The sequence below is a fragment of the Segetibacter sp. genome (assembly GCF_025963695.1).
Lineage (GTDB): Bacteria > Bacteroidota > Bacteroidia > Chitinophagales > Chitinophagaceae > Segetibacter.
In genome coordinates this window covers 14,773-37,058 of record NZ_JAOQAH010000004.1, presented here as the reverse complement: position 1 = coordinate 37,058, position 22,286 = coordinate 14,773, and the positions used below count along the sequence as shown (strand labels likewise).

General features: G+C 43.0%; 19 protein-coding genes. All 19 read right to left on the bottom strand.

All coding sequences use genetic code 11. The features are described from left to right. The coding region (locus JWR87_RS00225) for a M20 family metallopeptidase (protein ID WP_297814446.1) at nt 1-1,180 on the bottom strand (1,180 nt) is incomplete at its 3' end. Nucleotides 1,181-1,325: 145 nt separating this feature from the next. After that, nucleotides 1,326-2,408 (bottom strand): dihydrodipicolinate synthase family protein, encoded by a 1,083-nt coding sequence (locus tag JWR87_RS00220; RefSeq protein WP_297814445.1) that lies wholly within the window; start codon nt 2,406-2,408, stop codon nt 1,326-1,328. 149 nt (nt 2,409-2,557) lie between these two features. Then, nucleotides 2,558-3,574, bottom strand: coding sequence for an NAD(P)-dependent oxidoreductase (locus tag JWR87_RS00215; protein ID WP_297814443.1), 1,017 nt, complete (start codon nt 3,572-3,574; stop codon nt 2,558-2,560). Nucleotides 3,575-3,594: 20 nt separating this feature from the next. After that, nucleotides 3,595-4,848 carry an Nramp family divalent metal transporter gene (locus JWR87_RS00210; RefSeq protein WP_297814442.1) on the bottom strand — a complete coding sequence of 418 codons (1,254 nt, stop codon included), beginning with the start codon at nt 4,846-4,848 and terminating at the stop codon, nt 3,595-3,597. A gap of 89 nt (nt 4,849-4,937) precedes the next feature. Continuing rightward, the gene (locus tag JWR87_RS00205) at nt 4,938-6,410 is read right to left on the bottom strand and encodes a PQQ-dependent sugar dehydrogenase (RefSeq protein WP_297814441.1); all 1,473 of its coding nucleotides are present in this window, start codon (nt 6,408-6,410) and stop codon (nt 4,938-4,940) included. Nucleotides 6,411-6,564: 154 nt separating this feature from the next. Then, nucleotides 6,565-8,799 carry a c-type cytochrome gene (locus JWR87_RS00200; protein ID WP_297814440.1) on the bottom strand — a complete coding sequence of 745 codons (2,235 nt, stop codon included), beginning with the start codon at nt 8,797-8,799 and terminating at the stop codon, nt 6,565-6,567. A gap of 135 nt (nt 8,800-8,934) precedes the next feature. After that, nucleotides 8,935-9,714 (bottom strand): glucosamine-6-phosphate deaminase, encoded by a 780-nt coding sequence (locus tag JWR87_RS00195; protein WP_297814439.1) that lies wholly within the window; start codon nt 9,712-9,714, stop codon nt 8,935-8,937. 48 nt (nt 9,715-9,762) lie between these two features. Continuing rightward, entirely contained in the window at nt 9,763-10,821 is a 1,059-nt protein-coding gene (locus tag JWR87_RS00190) for a Gfo/Idh/MocA family oxidoreductase (RefSeq protein WP_297814438.1), read from the bottom strand. A gap of 35 nt (nt 10,822-10,856) precedes the next feature. After that, the gene (locus tag JWR87_RS00185; protein ID WP_297814436.1) at nt 10,857-10,994 is read right to left on the bottom strand and encodes a hypothetical protein; all 138 of its coding nucleotides are present in this window, start codon (nt 10,992-10,994) and stop codon (nt 10,857-10,859) included. 21 nt (nt 10,995-11,015) lie between these two features. Then, nucleotides 11,016-12,179, bottom strand: a complete 1,164-nt coding sequence (gene nagA / locus JWR87_RS00180; protein WP_297814434.1) for an N-acetylglucosamine-6-phosphate deacetylase — start codon at nt 12,177-12,179, stop codon at nt 11,016-11,018. A gap of 13 nt (nt 12,180-12,192) precedes the next feature. Continuing rightward, complete coding sequence (locus JWR87_RS00175) at nt 12,193-13,659, bottom strand: sodium:solute symporter family protein (protein ID WP_297814433.1); 1,467 nt, start codon at nt 13,657-13,659, stop codon at nt 12,193-12,195. Nucleotides 13,660-13,832: 173 nt separating this feature from the next. Continuing rightward, nucleotides 13,833-15,176 (bottom strand): Gfo/Idh/MocA family oxidoreductase, encoded by a 1,344-nt coding sequence (locus JWR87_RS00170; protein WP_297814431.1) that lies wholly within the window; start codon nt 15,174-15,176, stop codon nt 13,833-13,835. Nucleotides 15,177-15,260: 84 nt separating this feature from the next. Further along, on the bottom strand, nt 15,261-16,379 hold the full coding sequence (locus tag JWR87_RS00165; RefSeq protein ID WP_297814429.1) for an alpha/beta hydrolase family protein: 1,119 nt from the start codon (nt 16,377-16,379) through the stop codon (nt 15,261-15,263). A gap of 140 nt (nt 16,380-16,519) precedes the next feature. After that, complete coding sequence (locus tag JWR87_RS00160; protein ID WP_297814428.1) at nt 16,520-17,566, bottom strand: Gfo/Idh/MocA family oxidoreductase; 1,047 nt, start codon at nt 17,564-17,566, stop codon at nt 16,520-16,522. 14 nt (nt 17,567-17,580) lie between these two features. Next, nucleotides 17,581-18,135 (bottom strand): acetolactate synthase small subunit, encoded by a 555-nt coding sequence (ilvN, locus tag JWR87_RS00155; protein WP_297814426.1) that lies wholly within the window; start codon nt 18,133-18,135, stop codon nt 17,581-17,583. A gap of 167 nt (nt 18,136-18,302) precedes the next feature. Then, complete coding sequence (locus JWR87_RS00150) at nt 18,303-19,124, bottom strand: class II fructose-bisphosphate aldolase (RefSeq protein ID WP_297814424.1); 822 nt, start codon at nt 19,122-19,124, stop codon at nt 18,303-18,305. A 4-nt stretch (nt 19,125-19,128) separates the two neighbouring features. Further along, entirely contained in the window at nt 19,129-20,070 is a 942-nt protein-coding gene (locus JWR87_RS00145; protein ID WP_297814422.1) for a carbohydrate kinase family protein, read from the bottom strand. Then, nucleotides 20,067-21,299 (bottom strand): SIS domain-containing protein, encoded by a 1,233-nt coding sequence (locus tag JWR87_RS00140; RefSeq protein ID WP_297814420.1) that lies wholly within the window; start codon nt 21,297-21,299, stop codon nt 20,067-20,069. The genes JWR87_RS00145 and JWR87_RS00140 overlap by 4 nt, the downstream gene beginning before the upstream one ends. A 13-nt stretch (nt 21,300-21,312) precedes the next feature. After that, nucleotides 21,313-22,248, bottom strand: a complete 936-nt coding sequence (locus JWR87_RS00135) for an EamA family transporter (RefSeq protein ID WP_297814418.1) — start codon at nt 22,246-22,248, stop codon at nt 21,313-21,315. Between the last annotated feature and the right edge of the window lie 38 nt (nt 22,249-22,286).

The window sequence follows — 22,286 nt, the reverse complement described above, 5'->3', positions numbered from 1 at the left end:
CGCCCAACTGCTTTAGGGCGATGTAAGTCATTAAGCCAACACTTATTTCCAACGCAGTTTCGTCAATATTAAAGGTGGGAGTATGCAACGAAGAGCTGATGCCTTTTTCTTTGTTGCCCACACCCAGCAGATAAAAACACGAAGGAATTATTTGAGAATAACGTGCAAAGTCTTCAGCTGCCATCCAGATGTGGAGGTCTTCGACATTGTCTTTGCCAATGTATTCTGCTGCATATTCAGATATCCTGCCAGTAAGTTGTTCATCATTAACCAGGTAAGGATAACCTTTTTTAATCTTCAACTCGCAACTTCCGCCCATGCTTTCGGCAATGCCGGTTGCTATATTTTTTATTCGTGTGTGTGCTTCTTCCCGCCACGCTTCATCCAGGGTTCTGAACGTTCCTTCCATGTACACTTCGTCAGGAATAATATTGATTGCGCCATTGGCTATCACCTTTCCAAATGATAACACAGTTGGCAACGTTGGGTTTGCCATCCTGCTAACCACTTGTTGCAAGCTTACCAGCATTTGGGCAGCAATCATAACGGGGTCAATATTTCGATGCGGTTGTGCACCATGCCCGCCCTTGCCTTTGATCGTTACAAATATTTCATCCATCGAAGCCATAAATTTCCCTTTCCTGATACCGATCTTTCCTGCCTCAATAAAGGGTGAAACGTGTTGCCCAAGTACAATTTCAGGTTTCGGGTCTTCTAATACGCCTTCATCTATCATCATTCCGGCGCCGCCCGGTAACACTTCTTCAGCGGGTTGAAAGATGAGTTTAACCGTTCCTCCAAATTCATGCTGCATTGATTGAAGAACACTGGCGACACCCAGTAATGAGGAAGTATGTGCATCATGTCCGCAGGCATGCATAACACCCCTATTTTTGGACGCGTATTCAATTGTGTTTGCTTCTGTAATCGGCAATGCATCCATATCGGCACGCAGTGCAATTACCTTATCAGAAGGGTGCCTACCTTTTATTAAAGCTACTACCCCTGTGCCCGCCATCGGTTTCCATTCAATCTGCATTTCATCCAGCCTGGCTTTAATGAAAGCAGACGTTTCATATTCTTTAAACGACAATTCGGGGCATGCATGCAAATGCCTGCGATAACTGATGACAGTGTTCGTTATTTCTTTTGCACGTTCCTTTATTTTGTTCAGTAACATTATCCGTTGTTCTTTTTGTTGACGAGCTTTATACATCTCTTTGCAACATCGTTGTGTCACTCCCTTGTACGTCAAATCTTCATTCTGCCTTTACCTCAAGCTGTCATTTTATTTTGGTTTTTTATACTGCAATTAACATTGCTTCTTACACGAATGCAATACCCTTTACCTGCTCTTTATCCTTCTCCAAAAACTCTTTTACAAACGCATCGTCAGTAAAATGAGGGTACATCTTGTACACACGGTCAATTTCTTCCATCTGGCCGGGTGATAGTTCTTCATGCGGATCAAGACACCATCTGCCTTCAAGCAACCCTTGCCTTCTTAGAACTTCGTGTATGCCGGGAATGCAACCGTGAAAAGCGTTTCGTGCATCGAAGATCACTTCATTCATATCCGTTACTTCAATTCCTTTGCTTAACAGTTCTTCAAAATCTGAGGAGCGTTCTGCAACTGACTGTTTGATTTCATTCAATAATTCTACCGACTTTCTTGTCCATACTGCCCAGTGACCCAATAAACCACCAACAAATCTTTTCTCAACTTTTTGCCCATCGATACTAAAACGATAAGGTGTGATTAAGTCTGCTACAATATTATCGTCGTTGCCGGTATATAACGCAATTTCATCTTTGCGGGGAGAGCCGCACACCGCACGCACCACGTCCAACGTTTGATAGCGGTTAAATGCAGCGACCTTTATTGCCTGCACATTCTCTATCTGTGCAAATTCTTTCCAGAAGTCATAACTTAGTATTCTGCCACCTACTGCCGGCTGAAGGTAAAAGCCGAAAACAGGGATAATCTCCGCCACTGCGCGAACATGTTTAATAAGGTCAGCTTCTGAATACTCTTTTAAACCGCCGAGACTTACAAGGCCGATGTGATAGCCGTATTGAACGGCCAATTCCGCTTCTCTGGTTGCTTGTTCTGTTGGACCGACTATGCCGGCGACTTTTGCAAAAGGACGATTTAACTGCGCACGCTCAATCTCTTCCGCAGCCAGTTTATAAACAGTTTCCAGCAGGTTTATTTCAGGCTTTCTTATTTCGAACTGTGTAGTGTGAACACCTACTGCTACGCCGCCTGCACCGGCAGCCATGTAATACCGGGTAAGCCGACGCTGCCTTTCTTCATCGAGTGTTCTGTTAGCGTCTAATGCTAATGGATGCGCAGGTATAATGGTTCCTTTATGTAGTAATTCTTTTATGGTTGACTGTAGTTCCATAGTATAATGTTAATGCCCCCAACCCCCGAAAGAAAGTTAGAGAATTTGTTGATGTTATTGTTATGGTACAAGAGTGCGACGCAACGAAAGATAAATAGCAGCACTGCCGTCGGGCTCAAAAAAACCCTCTTTTATATTTATTCCATTGGCTAAAACTGACCCGTTCTTTCCTGGAAATGTGTTGGCTTGTTGATCGTTTTTCCACCCTCATTTAACCATGCGCCAATCATTTCGATCATCTCCTTCAACGTCACTCTGGGGTAACCAAACAAGCGGGACGACTCGGCGGTATTGCTTAACAGGGCAGTGTCTTGCTCGTGGTTAGTAAATTCGGGCGTGTTGCCAAACAGCTTGCCGAACTCCTTTGCAATCCAACGAATAGAAGCTGTTTCAGGACCAGAAACATTAAGGATTTTAGACGGCACCGAACAATGTAATAACGAACGCAACGCTATCTCGTTTGCATCGCCCTGCCAGATAACATTCACGTGCCCCATGTTGATATCGATCGGGCGATTTTCCTTTACAGATTTCGCTACTTCCAGCAGTACGCCATAGGTTACATCGTTGGCATAATTAAGCCTGTAGATAAGAATGGGCGTATTGTATTTAGAGGAATAATACTGAAAAAGACGCTCCCTGCCAAGGCACGACTGCGCATACTCGCCAACAGGATTTGGTGTAAGTTGTTCATCGGCACCACCCATTAAAACAGGCGTTAACGGATAGACGTTGCCTGTTGAAAAAACAACAATCCGGGCGTTTTTATACTTCTGTGCAATACGACCCGGCAGGTACGAATTCATTGCCCATGTAAACGATTCTTTTCCGGTTGTACCAAACTTTGTTCCGGCCAAATACAATACGTTTTCAGCCACGGGCAAGGCGTCTAATTCGTCATCGTTCAGCAGGTCTGCAACATAGGTTTCGATACCTAACCCGTTCAATTCATCCTGTAATCCTTCCTCCGAAAAGCGCGACACGCCAATAACACGTTTATCAACGCCGGCACGGTCAACCGCCTGCTTGGCAAGCCTTGCAAGCGCCGGTCCCATTTTGCCGCCAACGCCTAAAATAATAATATCACCTTTTAGTCGGGCGATATCCGATATTAGTTTCTCTGATGGCTCCAATAGTTGCTGGTACAATTCATTAATATCATTCATAGTAGTAGTAGCCTTTCTTATTATAAAAAGAGATTTTTAATGTTCATGATCGCAAGGAAAATAATGATGAGCAAGCCAATGGCACCTGCGATTTTAATGGCTAAAGAATTTTTAAGCGGACCCATTATTTTAGCATCGTTTGCGGTGGCATACATAGCAATGCCAATGAAGGGGACAATGAAAATGGTTACGCTTTGTGCAAGCACGATCAGCTCAAGCGGAAGCTTGCCAAATACAATGGCAACCGTTGCGCCGATGATCATAATAAGCGCAATAAGTATGCGGATGACCTTTGAATTTAGCTGGTTTCCATAACCTAATGCATCGCCTAACAGGGTGCCGCCAACAGCAGCGTTTCCAATAAGTGATGAGAATGATGCCCCAAACAACCCGATCAAAAACATGGTGGATGCATACTTTCCAAACAGTGGTTCCAATGCCTTCGCCATGTCGGCCGCATTGTTCACTTTTATGCCTTTGGCGTTTAATATAGCGGATGCGCAAACCATCACGGTAGCGCTCATAAAACCCAGTATAAGTATGCCGGTTACACTGCTGTTTTTATTCTCTTTAACGGTTGGGTTTAGTCGCTTTCTTTCCTGTACAAGGTAACATTGATAGAAGGCTGCGACCAATGAAAATGCCGACGCAACAAAAGCGATGAGTAACCCTAATGAACCTGTTGGTACATTGGGTACAAAGCCTGACGCAACTTCGTTTAACGGTGGTTTCACCAATATCAATGTTGATATAAATGAGACGAGCATTAACACTACGAGAAAGATCATGACCTTTTCTAAGATCTTATAAAACGTTCTGAAAAACAGCAGTGCAATGCCGATTACGTTAAACACTACAATCCAGGGTATGGGGGATGTTTGATTAAATTCGGCTATTGAAATTCCTACCCCAATTGAGTTACCTGCCTGGAACGAAGAGGTTACTAAAAACACGCCTATCCCTAAAAATAAGGCAACTGGTTTACCCCATTTTTGTTTGATAGTGGTTAGCAGCGAATGATTAAGTGCGAGGCCGATTCTATCGGCCATCGAGGTAAATACAATCATGAAATATATTGCCACAACCACTATCCATAAAAGGCTATAGCCATACTCCGCACCCATCTTTGAGGTGATGGTTATTTTGCTTGGTCCAAACACTACTGCGGCGGTAATTATTCCCGGGCCTAACGATATTACCCATCTTTTAAACGCGCTGAAGATGCCTTCTTTTACCGGTCTTGTTGCTGTTAACGTTACATCTTCTACTTCCATTCTTTTTGTTGCTTGTTGTTAATTTTATGATACCAACATTAGTATTTCTATTACAAATTCTCTTCTTGATAATACGGTTTACGGCAAGGCTACTTTTTTATCTTTCTTACGTTCGATACGTCAGCGGCTGTTACTGCACTTGCCTTGTTGCCGAAGTTTGTACGGATATAGGAAACAACTGCTGCAACATCTTTATCATTCAGGAATTTGAACCCCGGCATTGCCTGGTTATACTCCACCCCGTTTACGTTTCTCGGACCCGACAATCCATTTAATACTACTGATATTAATGCATCCTTATTACCGGTTACTCCTGGGTTTCCTTTCAATGGCGGAAAGTTGCCAATTACGCCCTCACCACTTTTTTTATGACAGGCAGTGCAATAATTTGTATAAATCGAATGGCCGCCGGCAATGATTGTTACAGGTTTTGGTCCGGCTGTTATTGCAGGCGTTGTTTTCTTCGATTTTCTTTCTGTCCGCACCTTTGTTATGCGAATAATCCGATCATCCTTCAGCTTTGGAAAACCTTCTGACGGGTTCCAGTCCTTATTACTGGTTGAGATATAAATTTCGCCGGTGGGAGAAACGCACACATCTCTTATTCTTCCGTAGGCCTGAGTAAAATAAATGTTTTCAGAAACCACCTTTTTTCCATTCTTATCCAGCTTTAAAACATACAAAGCGCCCGCTTTAAGCGTAGTTAATAACACCGCGTTTTTCCATTCGGGTACCAGGGAAGAATTATAGAACTGTATACCGGCAGGAGCAATGGTTGGCGTCCATGATTTTATTGGTTCTGTTACCGGGGTAGCTTTAGCAAGCTCTTTTTCTTCCTCAGTGTCAACATAACCTTCCACCTTCCCCCATCCATAGTTTTTCCCTTTTTGAATAATGTTTAACTCATCTTCAATAGCATCACCGTGTTCGGAACTATAAAGAATGCTGTTGGTGCCATAAGCCAAGCCCTGTATATTTCTGTGTCCCCAAGACCAGACAGCACTTCCCGGCATCGGGTTATCAGCCGGTATCGTTCCATCTATGTTCAACCTTAAAATCTTACCGTTAATTGATGTTGGGTCCTGGGCATTGTTTGAGTTGTGCGCATCACCAGTCGACATCATTAGTTTACCATCTGGCGCAACGATAATACGTGAACCGTTGTGCCCGTTATTTCCGGGAATGTCGTTTAGCAATACAAGCGGTTCAACCAAAGAGTCGTTTCTATAAGTATATCTTACGAGGCGCGACAATACCTTTTCGCCATTCAGGTAGGTATAATCTAAAAATATATAAGGCTCTTTTTTAAGATCGCGTGACAAAGCCATGCCTAATAGTCCCATCGATCTGTTCCTGTAAACGCCCGCCAGATTTAATACCACTTTTCTTTTACCAGTACGGGGATCCAGCCTGCTCACTCTTCCACCTTGTTCGGTCATCCAGATATAGTTATCAGAGCCCCACGTTATTTCCCAGGGAACATCAAGGCCGGTAGCGATAGTGCTCATGCCGATAACCGTAGAATCTAAGGTAAGCTGTTCTTCAATTAGTAAATTTGTCATTGCCCGTTCCTTCTGATTCCAAAAGATGAACAATGAACAGCACAGCCCCAAAACGATTATAATTATATTCCTCATTATAAAAGATTAACTATTCCCAATCTTCCAGTTTCATAAAAAATCTATTGAGGAGCCGTGTAAAGATTTTCATTTAATATCATTCTTCGTTTGTTATTTGCAGCAGATCTTTTTCTGTTAGAGTCCCCGTTTTTTTATTTCGCAGTTGCTTTATTTTTTCTGTGTCTATTGTTTTTACTGGTGAGGTCACAAACGCGTTATGCAAATACTTAATAATGTCTGCTATTTGAGCGTCGTCGAAATTGTTAGCGAAATTGGGCATCGTGTTATTGAAGTTGTATAATTTCCCGTTGATATGAATTGGTCCTTCCAGTCCATGTAAAATTATCATTGCCAACCGGCTTGTAGAACCTGAAACATATTCAGAACCTTTAAGCGGCGGACCAACAAGATCCATTCCATCGCCGTCTGGTCCGTGGCAAGGCGCACAGTTGTTTCTAAATAGTGCAAGTCCATTCGTTCGGGAGTCAAGTGCTCTTCTTACCTCTACATAAATCGGGTTCATTTTTCCTTCCTGCCTATTTTTTATGGTTAAATCTAACAAGCTGTCCAGTATTTTCGAATTTTGCTCCACTTTCGTTTTTGCAAGCACTTGGCGAAAGTTGGTCTCTGCACCTTTTAAACTACTTACAATAGCTTCCTGGTAAAGCGCGTTACCAGGATATAACTGTGACATTTTTGAGAGAATAGGTAAAAATATGGCGGGAGCCTTTTCATTCCACGGACCGAGTGTTGTAGCAAGATATAAATTAACGACCAGGTTGTTTTTAGAGAGTAGTTGATTAGCTAACCCCGCCATCGCTGCCGGATCATTAGAAGTATAACCATGCAGCAACACCAGCGCATGCGCTGACAGCATTGGCTCTCCATAGGCTGCTACTTGTTGAAGCAATTCAAAAGACAATTCATTCAGCCCCGACAATACATGTAAGGCGTGTATTGCGGGTAGTACATTTTGTACATCCCGGGTAAGTTTAACCAGTGCTGCAATTACAGACTTGTCTTTTTTGTAAATCAACAACTGCTGCGCCCTGTCTCTAATCCAGCCATTTTTACTTGTGAGCAACCGAACCAACTCGCTGCCTGAAGTTGTTGTAAGATTTGGTATTGTCCCCAGCTTTTTGTCTTTTGCTTTTACTCGTAAAATGCGCCCTGCATTAAGCAACGTGTCAAGTTTTTTCTCAGCTATTTTAGTGTTGTAATAGGGTGTTGTAAATGCGCGGTATTCCATCACCCCCCGGTGCATGTCTACGACATACATTGCGCCATCAGGACCGTTGAACAAGTTTACCGGACGAAAACCTTCATCAGTTGAAGCAAGAAATTCGCGATCATCCCAGGCTTGTTTTGCAGTAGTCTTATCATCTTCAAAAGTGAGGATATTTCGTTTGACGAGATTTGCCTGAGGTTCGCACATAAAAGCATTTAAACGGTATTCATCCGGAAACTGGTCTCCGCGGTAGACCATTGGTCCGCATGCCGCAGTAACTTTTAATAACATACTGTCTTTATCAAGTATGCTTTCAACATACCCCCTGTTTACAACAGTGGCATGTAACGGATACACCCTATGGTTTGTGGTTAGCACTTTATTCACCCCTTCCGTAGGTTTAAAATAAGGATTACCGATAAGTGTGTTGGGCAGCATATAATCACCCGCCAGCTGAATGGTGTTGTAATTATAATAAAGCCTTCCGAAATCGTCCCTGGTAATACCAAACTGGCCACGAAAAGAGGTGCGTTCTTTTAACCATTTTCCATCTTTAAGCTGATACCTGAACTGCGAGTTAGCGCTATAGATCCAGTTGTCAATGTTCATCATTAATCCGTTGGCTTGCGCTTCGGGGCTGCCACCCTCAGCATAGGTTGAATCGACGAGCGTTTTTCTACCTGGTTTATCGTTGTTATTTTCAACAAACCATAAAAAAGGGGGGGAAGTATATAATACGCCACCATACACGTGCGCCATAGCTCTCGGCAATACCAAACTATCTAAAAACACCTTTGAAGACTCTGCAAACCCGTCCTTATCAAGGTCTTCTAAAATGCTAATTCTGCCGTTTGCAGCATCGTCTCCTATGCCTGCAAGATTGGGCATAAAGCCCCTCATTTCAACTACCCACATTCTACCCTGGTTGTCAAAATCCATTGCTACCGGAGCTACAATCAAAGGTTCGGATGCTGCTAATTCTATCTCGAAACCATCTGCAATTTTATATTGCTCAAAAGAAATGTTTGAATGCTTTGAGCCGCTTTTGCAAGCTCCAATTAAGAGGATTGCACTAAGAAATAATAAGGCGTATCTAATTTTCATAAGTCATTTTTGGTTGCGGTAACTCCGCTTTGTCCGTTGCCATGAAAAACAAATTGTACAAGTGAGTGACACAACAAATGCTTAATTAATAACGGCAGTCCGAACAATAAAAAAGAACAATACAAGAGCAACAGCTTACAATTTTGCAGCGCTGTCTGTATCTAAATAAAGCGTAACACCAGGATGTTTCTTCAGTGATGTTGACGGAAATTTTTCGTCTTCAACGTTGTGTATAGTATGGTACACAGCCGCAGCTTTATTTTTGCCTGGAACCATGCAAAAAATGGTATTCGCACTAAGCAAGGCGGGAACGGTTAACGTGATGGCAGAAGTAGGAACGGCATCTATTGCCGGAAAGCAGCCGTCGTGCACCTGCTGCTGACGCGAAACTTCATCAAGGGTAACCACCTTAACCAACTCCGGATCGTTGAAGTTGGCAGTGTGAGGATCGTTGAATGCGATATGTGTATTCTCTCCGATACCCATGCAAACAATATCTGCAGGAAACTCGTTTAGCAGCGTAGCATAGCGACTGCATTCTGCATGGGGATCTTCGGCGTCGCCATTAATATAGTACACCTTTTTAAGCGGCACTTTACCGAAAAAGCTTTCCTTTAAAAACCAGCCGAAACTCTGCATAGCGGTTTTGCTAATGCCAACATATTCGTCCATGTGAAAGGCATTAACTCTGCTCCAATCGATGCCGTTCTGCTGCGACAAGTGGTTTAAAAATTCACTTTGTGAAGGCGCAGCAGCGAAAATGATATTTACAAACCTGTCTTTCTGCAACAGCAGCTCCGCTATTTTTTCGGCTGCATCGCGGGCAGCCTGAGCGCCCATTTCTTCGCGTGTATTGTAAATATTTACTTTTAATTTTTCTGCGGTCAGTTCCCTTACAGTCTGTATTCGTGTCATTAACTCTTGTTGTATTTATTAGATGTGGATAAAACCTTCGGGAAAAAATCAGGATGGTAGCAGTGTAACTTTTCTTCCGGTACGCGCACTTTCATAAACCGCGAGTACAATGGCAACCGATTTTCTTCCGTCGCGTGCATCAATCAACGGTTTTGCGCCTTTTTCAATGGCTTGCATCATATCCTCCAGTTGTTTTTGATGCCCGGAAAAACTGATGTCGGCAGGGTTAGAAACTCCACCTTTCAGAACGTTACCACCAGACATACTTTTTCTCATTTGCCCATCTTCTTTCGCTTCTTCTTCAAACTGCCATTTTATTAAATTGTTCTCTTCAAGGATTGCTGTTCCTGAAGTTCCCATGATCTCGATGCGTTTTAATGCGCCGGGAAACACCGCCGTTGAACACTCTATGGTTCCCAATGCGCCATTAGCAAATTGCAGCGTTGATACAACCGTGTCTTCTACTTCTATTGTTTTGTGTTTTACGTTGGCGGTAACCGATTGTACCGAAACTACATCGCCCATGTACCACTGCAACAGGTCAACCGAATGGATACCCTGGTTCATTAATGCTCCGCCGCCGTCTAAATTCCATGTACCCCGCCATGCCGCTGATTGATAGTATGCCTCGCTCCTGCTCCACTTTACATAGGCACCGCCTAGTACCAGCTTGCCGAACCGTTGTTCGTCTATCGCTTTTTTTACCTGCTGAGCAGCTTCATAAAAACGCGATGGAAAAATGACCGCCGTTTTAACGCCAGCCTTGCCGGCAGCCTCAATAATGCTATCGCACTTTTCAAGCGTTACTTCCAGCGGCTTTTCTATCACACAATGTTTACCCGCTTCTATGCATTTTATGGCGGGATCAAGATGTACTCCTGAAGGCGTACAAATGCACACAATATCTATTTCAGGCACAAGCAGCATCTCCTCCAGCATGTTGTACGAAGCGCAATTATGTTTATACGCAAACGCCTGTGATTTATTTTTAGTAAGGCTAAACACCCCATGCAATTTTGCGTTGGGGATTGCTTCAATCGCCAGCGCATGAATGTCAGAAATTGTTCCCGCGCCTATAATGCCAAAACCAAATTGTCTTTCTTTCAACGTTTAAAAATTGATCGGTTACAAAAATTAATTCGTTACACAGCTTGCGCCATATTTTTTTGTTTACCAGCCAATCGCACTGTAGCAACAGCCGTTGCGTCGCTCCGTTCAACAATTGTTATACGGTCAACTTCAGTATCGGGTGCAGGCATCTCGCGTATTGCAATGAACATTTTATTAGTAACAGAGCACAATCATCGTTCAAAAACAATGTTTCCTTTTTTAATTACTGTCTCTATTTGTATCTCCTTTCCGTTTAATCTAAACAGCACAAAATCTCCTTTATCATCAAACATCTGATCGTTTGCTTTAAGCATGTTCGCTACATTTATCGATGCCATTTTCCACGCTTCTCCCAGGGTGCAAAGCCGGTGATCGACAAGGGTCTCTACATTTTCCAACAACAGCTTTGCAGCGCCCGCCATCAATCCCGGCGTACTTTTTAGCGAAACTCTTTTTTCTTCATCCAATATTACAGCGCCACCAATATGGTTCTGATATTCGCCCGGTTGCATTCCTGCAAAGCGGGTAGCATCGCTAACAACCAAAGTCTTGTCGCCTTTGTTTTTTATCACCACTTTAATAAAAGAATCGGGGATATGCAAACCGTCGGCGATGATGCACGCATACAATTCGTCAGCAGCGAGCAGATCCCATAAAATATTTGGGTGACGCGGCATCAGCAAAGGCACTGCGTTTCCCAAATGCGTTGAAAGAGATGCACCCGCCTTTACAGCCAATTCGATGTGTTTTGCACCTGCCATGGAATGACCTATAGAAACAAGTACTTTTTGTTCCCTGCATTTTTCGATAAAGGCACATGCACCGTCCCATTCGGGCGCAATGGTTATCAGCTTTATTCTTTCTCCGGCTGCTTCCTGAAATGTTTTAAATAATTCCCAATCAGGCGCTTTAATATACTGTTCGTCGTGGGCGCCTTTTGCGCCCGGAGTGGTTGAAAGAAATGGTCCTTCCAAATGGATACCCCGGATACAATCATTCACTACAGGATCGGAAGAACAGGCAGCATGTATGGTAGCCACTATCTTACAAATGTTTTCGTCAGAATTTGTGATGACCGTTGGAAAAAACGTAGTCACGCCCTGCTTCAGCAAAAAGTAAGTAGCCTCTAATACCTGCTGTTCTGTTAACGAAGCGTCGTTGAAATCTATTCCATTCACGCCGTTAATCTGCAAGTCGATTAAACCCGGGCCAACGAAAAGAACGTCATCTCCCTTTATGTTACTCTCAATTATATTCTCAACAGTGCTTCCACGAACAGCGAATGCCATTGTTTCACCTGAAATGCAATTGATACAAACGGCGTCATAATCTTTCTTATCGTTTCCAGTTGGCATAGTTGTATTAATTCTATGAAGATTTTTTAAGCGCGTTAATAAGGTCGGTAACTTTCGCAGGTACTTTTCGAGTGACTAATCCAACACCAATAAATACCACCAACGATACCATTGTTGGTAGCCCAACCTCTAACGCAAGGCTATCGAAATGCACCTGTTTGCCAATAACAAAGGTGAGCAGTCCGGCAGCAATTGAAGCAATCGCTGCTTTTGGTCCGGATGATTTAAAAGCAGGGAGCAAGCCAAATAATAAAGGCAATGCAGTTGGACCTAATAAAGCCGCAAACCAATTAATGATCAATCCTAGTACGCCGCCAAAACGTTCGTAGTTTAAGGCTATAATTATGGTAGCAAGCGTAAAAATGAAGGTGGTGATACGTGCCGTGCGCAGTGAATTCGGATCGTTGCGAAATTTAGGTGAAACGACAGGAAGAATGTCACGGGTGATAACGGCGGCAATGGTATTTACATCAGAAGAAGTCATACCCATGGTTGCTGCAAATAATGAAGCAATTACCAGCCCGATCATTCCCTGCGGCAGTATTTTCAACATTAGCAAAGCGTACGATTCATTTGGGTTTTCCAGTCCTGGCAAAATAGTCGGCGCCGCCCACATCGGGAAGAATAAGATCAATGGCCAGAAGAGGTACAAAATGCCCGAAAGCCTGGCCGCTTTTGAAGCTTCTTTTTCATTTGGAGAAGAAATATATCTTGTTGCCAAACTCCAGATACCACCGTTATAACTTAAGAAACAAATGAAGAACATTACGGCCACAAACCCTGCCGAGTACGGATCGTTGAATAGTTGGCTATGCGCTGGCGGCAATTGGTCCCATAAGGTACTAACAGAACTTATTCCACCAAGGTGATTTACCACCAGTACGAACATCACCACTCCGCCAATCACCTGTACAAGAAATTGAATAAAGTCGGTAATAATAACGCCCCAGAGACCTCCAAACGTAACGTAAATAATCGTAACGACTCCTGAAATGAGAATGCCCGTTGTCATGGAGATACCGGCGACCACATGTAGTAAAATACCTATCGCGGCCCATTTTGCACCTACATCAAAAACCTTCAGTATTACACCCGCCCATGCTATTATTTGTTGGGTTGCTACATTGTATCGTATGCTTAAATACTCGAGGGGAGACTGTATTTGAAATGCTCTTCTCAGGCGGACCCAATAAACCGGAAAGATGTGGGCAGTACTTACAATTACAACTGCTACCGGAAGCGCCCACCACATATACATGGTAAAACCGTGTGTATAACAAACGGCTGCGTAGGCCACAAATACGGCACCACTATGGCCCGAAACGTGATGCGAAATGCCGGCTAACCACCAGGGCAAATTGCCGCCCGCAACAAAATAGTCTTCAGAGTTTTTACTTTTGAAATACGACATGATGCCGACAACGACCATGCTTAAGAAAAAAAGAACGATGGCGAGCAGGTCTAAAAAGTTAAGCGACATTGGGGGATTTTGATCGTGAAATAAGTTGGTTAAAAAAGTTACAACTGATAGTTTGTGAATTAACGGCGTCTACTTAGTGCTGCTGTTGTTGCTGTTTTGTTTTGACGTACAAGTGAGTGACACAACGATGATGGTATGAAAAACAATCGTTCGTAAACAAAAAAATTTCTAAACTAGACTTTTGGCTCCCAACCTGGCGCATATTCTCTCCTCCAATATTTATTAGCTTCTTTGTTATTGAGTATATGACCGTTTTTAGGATCAATATTCAAAGTATCGCCCGAACGTAAGGCAATATTACCTAGCTGTACCAGCAACGTACTTTGATGACCGCTAACGATATCTGAATTTACTTTAGCACCCTTACGAATACCATCGAAGAAATTTCTTATATGCAAGCTGTCTAAACTTTCAGCGGGGTTTGCGAGGTTACGGGGATCTATTTTGGTGGTATTTTTAACGTCTTTTACTATCTTATCGTCGAGGTCGAAAATAGTGTAAGCATTACCTGCCTCTATCAGCAAAGAACCTGTTTCGCCATAAAACATCACACCTACGCTACTGCCTTCAATCGTTTTGCCATTACAGCTACGACCTTCCCAGGTCATGAAGGTGTTGTTTTCAAACTCCAGGTTTATTACCTGTGTATCCGGTGTTTCCCAGTCATCTTTGTACCGGTAGCGGCCTCCGTTTGAGCTAACTTTTGTAGGGTACTCCACCCCTAATCCCCAGCGGGCAATGTCAACCATATGGGTTCCGTTGTTCAAAGCTTCGCCGGTGCCCCAGTTCCAGAGCCAGTGCCAGTTATAATGAACGATATTATCCTTGTACGCTTTACGAGGTGCGGGCCCCTGCCATAATTCATAATTGAGCCATTCCGGAACAGCCACTTCTTTACCTATTCCTATTGTGGGCCTGTTATTGGTGTACCATGTCTTTGCAAAATAAGGACGACCAATTGCACCCGCCTTTAGCTCAGCCATAGCAGCAATCACATTGGGAAAAGATCTTCTCTGATTGCCCATTTGCAAAACCCGATCGTATTTTTTTGCTGCTGCAATCACCAATTCACCCTCGTGCGGGTTATGACTACATGGTTTTTCGAGGTACACATGTTTTCCGGCTTTACATGCAAGAATAGCTGCCGGAGCATGCCAATGGTCGGGAGCTGCCACGATTAATGCATCGAGCTGCTTGTCTTCCAGTGCTTTCCTGAAATCAGGTTCGGCTTTCGGTGCCTTCTTTGTTATTTTCTGAATTTCAGCAATGTATTTGCTGGCGGCCCTGGTATCAACATCACAGGCATACAACACTTCACAGTTTTCCTGTTTAGCAAAATTACTACCCACTGCAAAGCCCCGGCTGTTTACGCCCATGCTGGCGACCATAATACGGTCGTTCGCACCTATTATACTTGCGTAGCTTTTAGCGCTAAACCCCGGCAGAATACCGCCTATAGAAACTGCTGTGGCAGCCTTCATAGAATTTTTAATAAACGCTCTTCTTGAATCTTCCATGACAAAAATTTTACCTGTTAGATAATAAATGTTTCCCGTTATAAACTCAAATCAAATAATAAATTCCTTCTGTAATTTATCGCCTCAATGTTTGGCTGCTGCCCCTTTATCCTTACCCTTATACTTTAAGAAATAGTCAAAAAACAAATAAGCCCGTTCATTCGATAATGGTGTTGGTAAATGTTCAGCGCGGTCGTTTGTCATGGCAACCCGGTCGGTATAGCCCAGCAAACGATTTACTGCTAAAGAATGATTTAAAGGAACCCACCGACTTTCTGTGTCTTCTGATCCCCCGGAAACAAGAAACGGACGTGGTGCCATTAGGGCATGTAGTTCGTGCAGATCGTACCCTTCTTTTACAAGCTTCGGATATAGTCCGTAGGCTGGATTTTCTTTTGTGATCATTCCCCTTTTGCGCCAGGGCTTGGGATAATAGCCCAAATACCAGGGTTCCCAATAGTTAACATCGCCCCTGGTTTCGTCAAATACAATCCCGGCATCGGACCAAACCGCACAAGCAAATTTTTCGAATAAGCAGGAAGCAAACATCGCCCACTTACCTCCAAATGAAAGGCCCATGATGCCGATCTTCGAAGAATCCACATCGCGTACTTTTGAAAGAACATACCAGGCATTTGCCGCAGCACAACCCAGCATTGATAATGGTTGCACCTGCGCATGTTCTATGTTGGGATAGTACAATGAGTACGTGTTAGCTTCGGTAGCTTTAGTTGTTCCTATAGAAAGGGTTACGAAACCTCTTTTTACCAATTGATACGCAAAGTCAGCTTTATTTCTTGTTCGTTCCGATGTTCCCAATCCAGCCGCCGTTTCGGGCTCGTAAAACACGGTAATTACAGCCGGCTTTTTACCTTTTCCATCAGGAACTAAAAGATAACCTTCGGTTTCTTCGTTCGGCAGCCATTTAAAACTTATCCGAAACTGCGTATATCCCTCCTTTCTTACCGTATCAACAAACCTCATCTCCTGGTCTTTAAGTAATGGTGGCCACTCTCCCATCATCTTATTCCATTGACCAAGAATTTCTTTCCGCCTTTGTTGCCAGTCTTTGGCTGTTTTTACCGGGCGTCCGTCATAAAAAATTAAGGGTGAACGATAAGAACCGGGTTCACCCTTGTACTGATTGGGGGTTACAAAAAAAGGTGCCATCTCTTTCCATATTGCTACTGGGTTATCAAACAAAACAGGGACTTTTAAATTTTGCCCTTGCAAGTTTAAAAAGCAATAAAAGAAGCAGATTGACAATAATATTGTTTTCATCGCAAATTCATTTCGTATTACTCTGAGTATAAAAGTTATCGTTCATCATCACAAAAGCAACACTAGTAGCGGATACTCCGACTTTTCTTCTTTGCCCGTTCCATTACCGTTTCGAGGTTTACAGGAATACCGCCTTTAATTTTACTTTCATCAGCAGCTTCCATGAAAGCCAGTGTTTCTAAAGTTTCTTCGGGTGTTACCGGAACTATTCCTGTATCAAAAAACGCTATGATTTTAACCCACAACGGATCGTACCCCGGCGACTTATCAAGCACTTCTATACCTTTTTCTCCAAAAACGGTAGCACCCATTTTCCCGGTACCAAAGCGGGTTCCCCTGAATGTTCCAATGCGATCATCCTTCCAGGTTCCCACAGCCAGGTCGCTGTTATTAATATGGGTACGTGCAACACTTTTACAACCGGTGCCCATAAGGGCGTATAGCATTTCGACCCCGTGGATACCATAATAAAACAGGTCGGGATGGTGAGGCTCGATATAACAATTTCCGTATGTATCGGCGCCATGCACTGTGCCTATCTTTCCCTCAGCTATTTCTTTGGCCCCAGGAATATACCGTAAAGAAGAGGCTGAAAAAATGGGCACATTATATTTTTTGGCAGCATCAAAAATAACCATTGCGTCGGCGAGGGAAGATGCGATAGGCTTATCGATAAACATGCGTTTTCCGGCTTTTAATACGGGCAATGCTTCCGCCAGATGCCGGCGGCCATCAACCGATTCCAGCAGCACCACATCCACTTTTGTTAGCAGGTCTTCTATCGAATCAACGATTTCAACACCTAGCGCCTTTACTGCATCGGTAAAGCCGGCAAGCCTGCCTATGCTTTCCTTCATGTCGGCGCTGCCTTTTGTAGGATATGCAGCCACCACTTTATAACCACCCCAGTTTGCAGTTACATTCGGACCGTTTAAACTATTTGTGACAGCCGTAACGTGCGACGTGTCGAGACCAATAATGCCTACCCTTTTACCGGCAGCAACGCTACCATTCGCAAATAAAGACGTTGCATTTCCTAACAGACCGAAGCCGACACCTCCCATTGTTGCTTTTCTTACGAAATCACGACGGTTTAAATAATTTTGCATAGCTATGTTTTTTGTTACGAAACCTTGTCTTCAACTTTTGACAGGTAGTTATTTAATGGTTCAATTAGCTTCAACTTTTGGTGAATAGCATGGTTTGATTTGATAACAGCTATTCTTGCACTTTTTACAATCTCTGTTATACCTAAAGGTTCCAGCAATTTTTCAACAGCATCGGTTGTTTCTGCAGAACCGGCTACTCCATATACTGTGTACTCGTCACCCGTACTAATACGCCTGGCACCATAAATATTCAACGCATTTTCTATTGCTTCATTTGTATCGCTACCAGCCACTTTACACAACAGTTGCTTTTGCCATACAATTTCTTCATTTGTATTAAAAAATGTTTTAAACACATTCACTTGTTTATTGATCTGCAGCATCAGCTTCCTTGTTACCTCTTCCGTTTCATTAATCACTATTGTAAAACGGTGTATTCCTTCTACTTCTGAAGCAGCCACGTTAAGGCTCTCAATATCTATGCGGCGCCGAACAAACATGGCAGTTATTCGAACAAGCAGGCCGATCGTATTTTCTGTATATATTGTTATGGTAAATGTCTCTTTCAATATGATGTATGGTACACTAAGGGTAAAACAGTAAAATCTTTTTTTATGGGCCAGGCAACATTGCTACTATGATACATTCTTGCGTCGCACTCTTGTACTGCAACAAAAAATCAACACGTTCAATTTGTTTGTCTTTAAAGCCCGTTCAAGGGTTTTCTCCCGCCACATTAATTGTTCTGCATTATCCTTAATTTTTCTTTTACCAGTTCAGTTACACTATTTGTCGCTTTAGGAAAAACTTTCCTTAAATCTATTTCCTCGCTGTTTTTAAGAACAGACTGAAGCGTTTTCATAAAAATGTTTTTGATCTCCGTAGCCAGGTTCACTTTACAAATACCCAGCGAAATGGCTTGCTGCAACTGTGCTGCAGGAACCCCAGACCCCCCATGTAATACCAGTATCGAACTGATACGGGAGTGAATGTCTGCGAGCAATTCAAATTGCAGTTTTGGCTCTTCTTTATAAAAGCCGTGTGCGGTTCCGATAGCTATTGCCAATGCATCCACTCCTGTTTCTTCCACAAAAGTCACTGCTTCTGCTACCTGTGTGAAACCATGCAGTGCGTGCGATTGCCCTAGCTTGGCTACGTACCCCAGCTCTGCTTCTACGTTTGCATTATAGGCTTTTGCCCTTTTAACCACTTCTTTGGTGATCTTAATATTTTCATTCAACGGCAGTTCGCTGCCGTCTATCATCACCGAATCGAATCCTGCGTCGAGGCAAGCTTGCGCCAGATCTACTGAATCACCATGGTCCAGGTGCAGCCATCCTTCCACCCCATAGTCCTTTAATCCGGTTCTTGCCGAGTTAACCGCCGTGTTCAATCCCATATAGGTTATTGAACTGCTGGTTAATTGTAAAATCAAAGGTTGCTCAAGTTCACTTGCTGCCTTCAATACCCCCTGAAGCGTCTCTAAATTATAAAAATTGGTAGCCAGTAATCCTTTCTTTTGTTCGGTGAGCAACCGCATTTTTTGCTTTAAAACCATATGTTTAGATTTCTATATTGAAGATTGTTCTTGCTTTCTTTACAAAAGAAGAGAGATCAGAAAATGCACCGGTTCCGCCGGAACCAGTGGTGTTTATGGCGCCGGTAAGGTTACCAAACATAAGGCTCTCCTGTAACGACTTTCCTTGCAGGTAACTGCTTATAAAACCGGCATTAAAGCTGTCACCTGCTCCTATAGCATCCACAAATAAAGAATGGAGATATGGCTCCGCTTCTGTATAAGTTCCTTTGCTATAGGCCAAAGCACCATGCACCCCTCTTTTTACCACAATTGTATTAGCAAAAGCATCAAGTACATCAAAAGCATCAGACAGTTGAGCTGTATCGGTTAAAGCCAACACCTCTGCTTCGTTTGGCAGAAAAAAGTCAACATACGGAAGGCATTGTTTATAAGGAAACGCCCACTCATTTGCCGGGTCCCATTGTATATCCAGCGAAGTAGACAAACCGTTTTCACGTGCTGTTTTAAACAACCGCACGATATCTTTTTGCAGACCTTTTTGCAGAAAAAAAGAGGACAGGTGTAAGTGTCTATATTGAGAAAGCTCGTCTACCGGTATGTTGCTTACATTGAAATGCTCCATCGCCCCGCAGTGCGTAACATTGGCGCGGTCTTGCTCATAATTCAGTATTATTGTAACCCCCGTTTGATACTTTGATTCCTCTGTAATTAACCGGGTATCGACCTTTTTGTCATTCAGTTCAGAAAGAATATATTTTCCAAAAATGTCATTACCTACAATCCCACAAAAAGATGTACCGATGCCTAAAGAAGCAAGGTTGGAAGCAAAGATGGCAGAAGAACTGCCCAGCGTAAAGGTCATCTCATCGGCTAAGATCTCCTGCCCTATTACAGGAAATCCCCTCACCTTGTTCAGCAAGATGTCTACGTTTAATTCACCTGTTACTAATACATCTTTCTTCATAACACTTTGCAAGTTTGCTCTTCGGAATGCTTGTTACACCAACTAGAAACGCGGCTGTCTGCGAGACATGTGGCGGGATCCGGATAAATAGTAACCCCCTGAACAACCCGGCTAATAGACCCGGATACTGAAGGATTATCGGGCTGCAATCCAAGGTATATCGAATGAAAAAAACCTAGTAACTGCCCAACCAATGTTGCGTTGATAAATGCAAGCTCATTTGAAGAACCGGCAGGTTCTGAAAATGTGACGTCGAGCACCGAATTTTTCAGGTTTTCTATATAATGGTTACAACTAATCGTAGGTATATTCCTTGCATCAGCATCAATAGACAAACACAAATCCCGCTCGTACAAAAGAACATGTTCATCGCCCGAGAATAAATACACAATCAGTGACCCTTCGTTTATAACCGCTCGTGGTCCATGCCGGAAACCAAGGAAGGAGTCATGCTTGCAAATAACTTTTCCATCTGTTAACTCCTGCAATTTTAAATGGCATTCTCTTGCTACCCCTAATAACGGACCCGAGCCTAAAAAGATAACTCTTTCATAAGGCTGTTCTGATATGGCTTTTATCCTTGGCAAATGCCTTCCAATTAAGTCTCTGCCTTCATTTATCAGCACTTTTAGCGCAGGCTCGAGGGTCTCTAACAAATCAATTTTAGAGATTAGAATAACAGACAAGAGCATTGCTGTAAAGCTTCCTGTCATCGCCAAACTCTTATCGTTAGCTCTTTCGGGCAGTATCAGATGATAAGCATTTGGAAGATGGTTTTGCACCAGTTTGCCATCCTTGTTACAAGTAATGACGAAGTGAAGAACATTATCACAATATTCGTCAGCCAGCTTAGCTGCTGCAAGACTTTCAGGGCTATTACCAGACCTTGCGAACGACACCAGCAATGTGGGCATTTCTTTTAAAAAATGCAGTTGAGGATGTGTTATAAGGTCGGTGGTGGCTATGGCCTGCGTTATTCTCTGCGTATTTGCCTGAACAATTCCCTGTGAAGCTTCTCCTATAAATGCAGAAGAACCGGCACCAGTTAATATAATTCTCATGTCGGCATTAGCACGCAACGGGGACAGAAACTTTTGGATACACAGTTTTTGTGAAAGGATCAAATTGTATACTTCCTGCCAAAGAACCGGCTGCCCTTCAATTTCGCGGGCTGTATGCAGTCCCCCTTTTTCCTCAATCTCTTCTTGTTTGAATTGTAGATATGGCATAACTCTTAAGATTCTATTTTACTTCATTGATCATAGCAGCTTCTGCTACTTTAATATTACTTTTCTTTTCCATTTTAGACTCTGCATTTCCCATTAACAAAGCGGATAAAATGGCTAAAGCTATTCCTGCTATGATTAAAGGATGGGGCACAACCGAATAAATGATTAAGGATATAACCACTGTGAGTACGGGAGATAACGCTGTTGTCATGGGTGCTATAATGATGGCTTTTCCATAGCGAAAAGCATATACGAGACAAAGGGCACCAAATGCATTTAATATTTGTATCCCTGCTGCCAGGTAAGGTCCATTTAAACCGTAGTTAATAGGCTTTGAAAAATCGGTCATCCACAACGCAACCGGTATAAGTGCAATGGAACTAACGGCCATGTAAAAGAAAATACTTTCGGCCTTCATCTTCTCATTGGCAAAGCGCATAACGAAACCCTGCGCACCCCATGCTACCAGCGGTATAATGGTAAACAGTATCCATAAATAACCCGAGGTTTCTGAACTTCCGGATGGCATATAGGATAAGAGAAATATGGCTAAAACCGCTATTGCTATTCCGATCCAACCAATCAATCCTGTGGATTCTTTTAAAAACAAAACAGCAAGAAGAATTGTAACAACAGGTGTTAAAGACAGTATAGGAAATACAATGTATGCCGGCGCAATCTTCAAAGTAAAAAACAGTACCAGCTGTCCTATAGCTCCGAGAAAACCAGCCAGGCATCCAAATATGATAGACCTTCTGTCATAGTCCAGCTTCCACTTGTTGATAACGAGTGCTACAATAGTTGCTGGTATCATAGTAAGTGACCACACAACATAACCCAGCGTAGCAGGAAAGCCGTTTTTTTCCGGAAGCTCAATAAGTGCTCCCCATGCACCCATGAATATCACATGTATAACAACAAAACTCATCCATGATCTCGTTTTTTGCATATTGCTTTCTTAAAATAATCCTGTTGTTTGTTATGCTA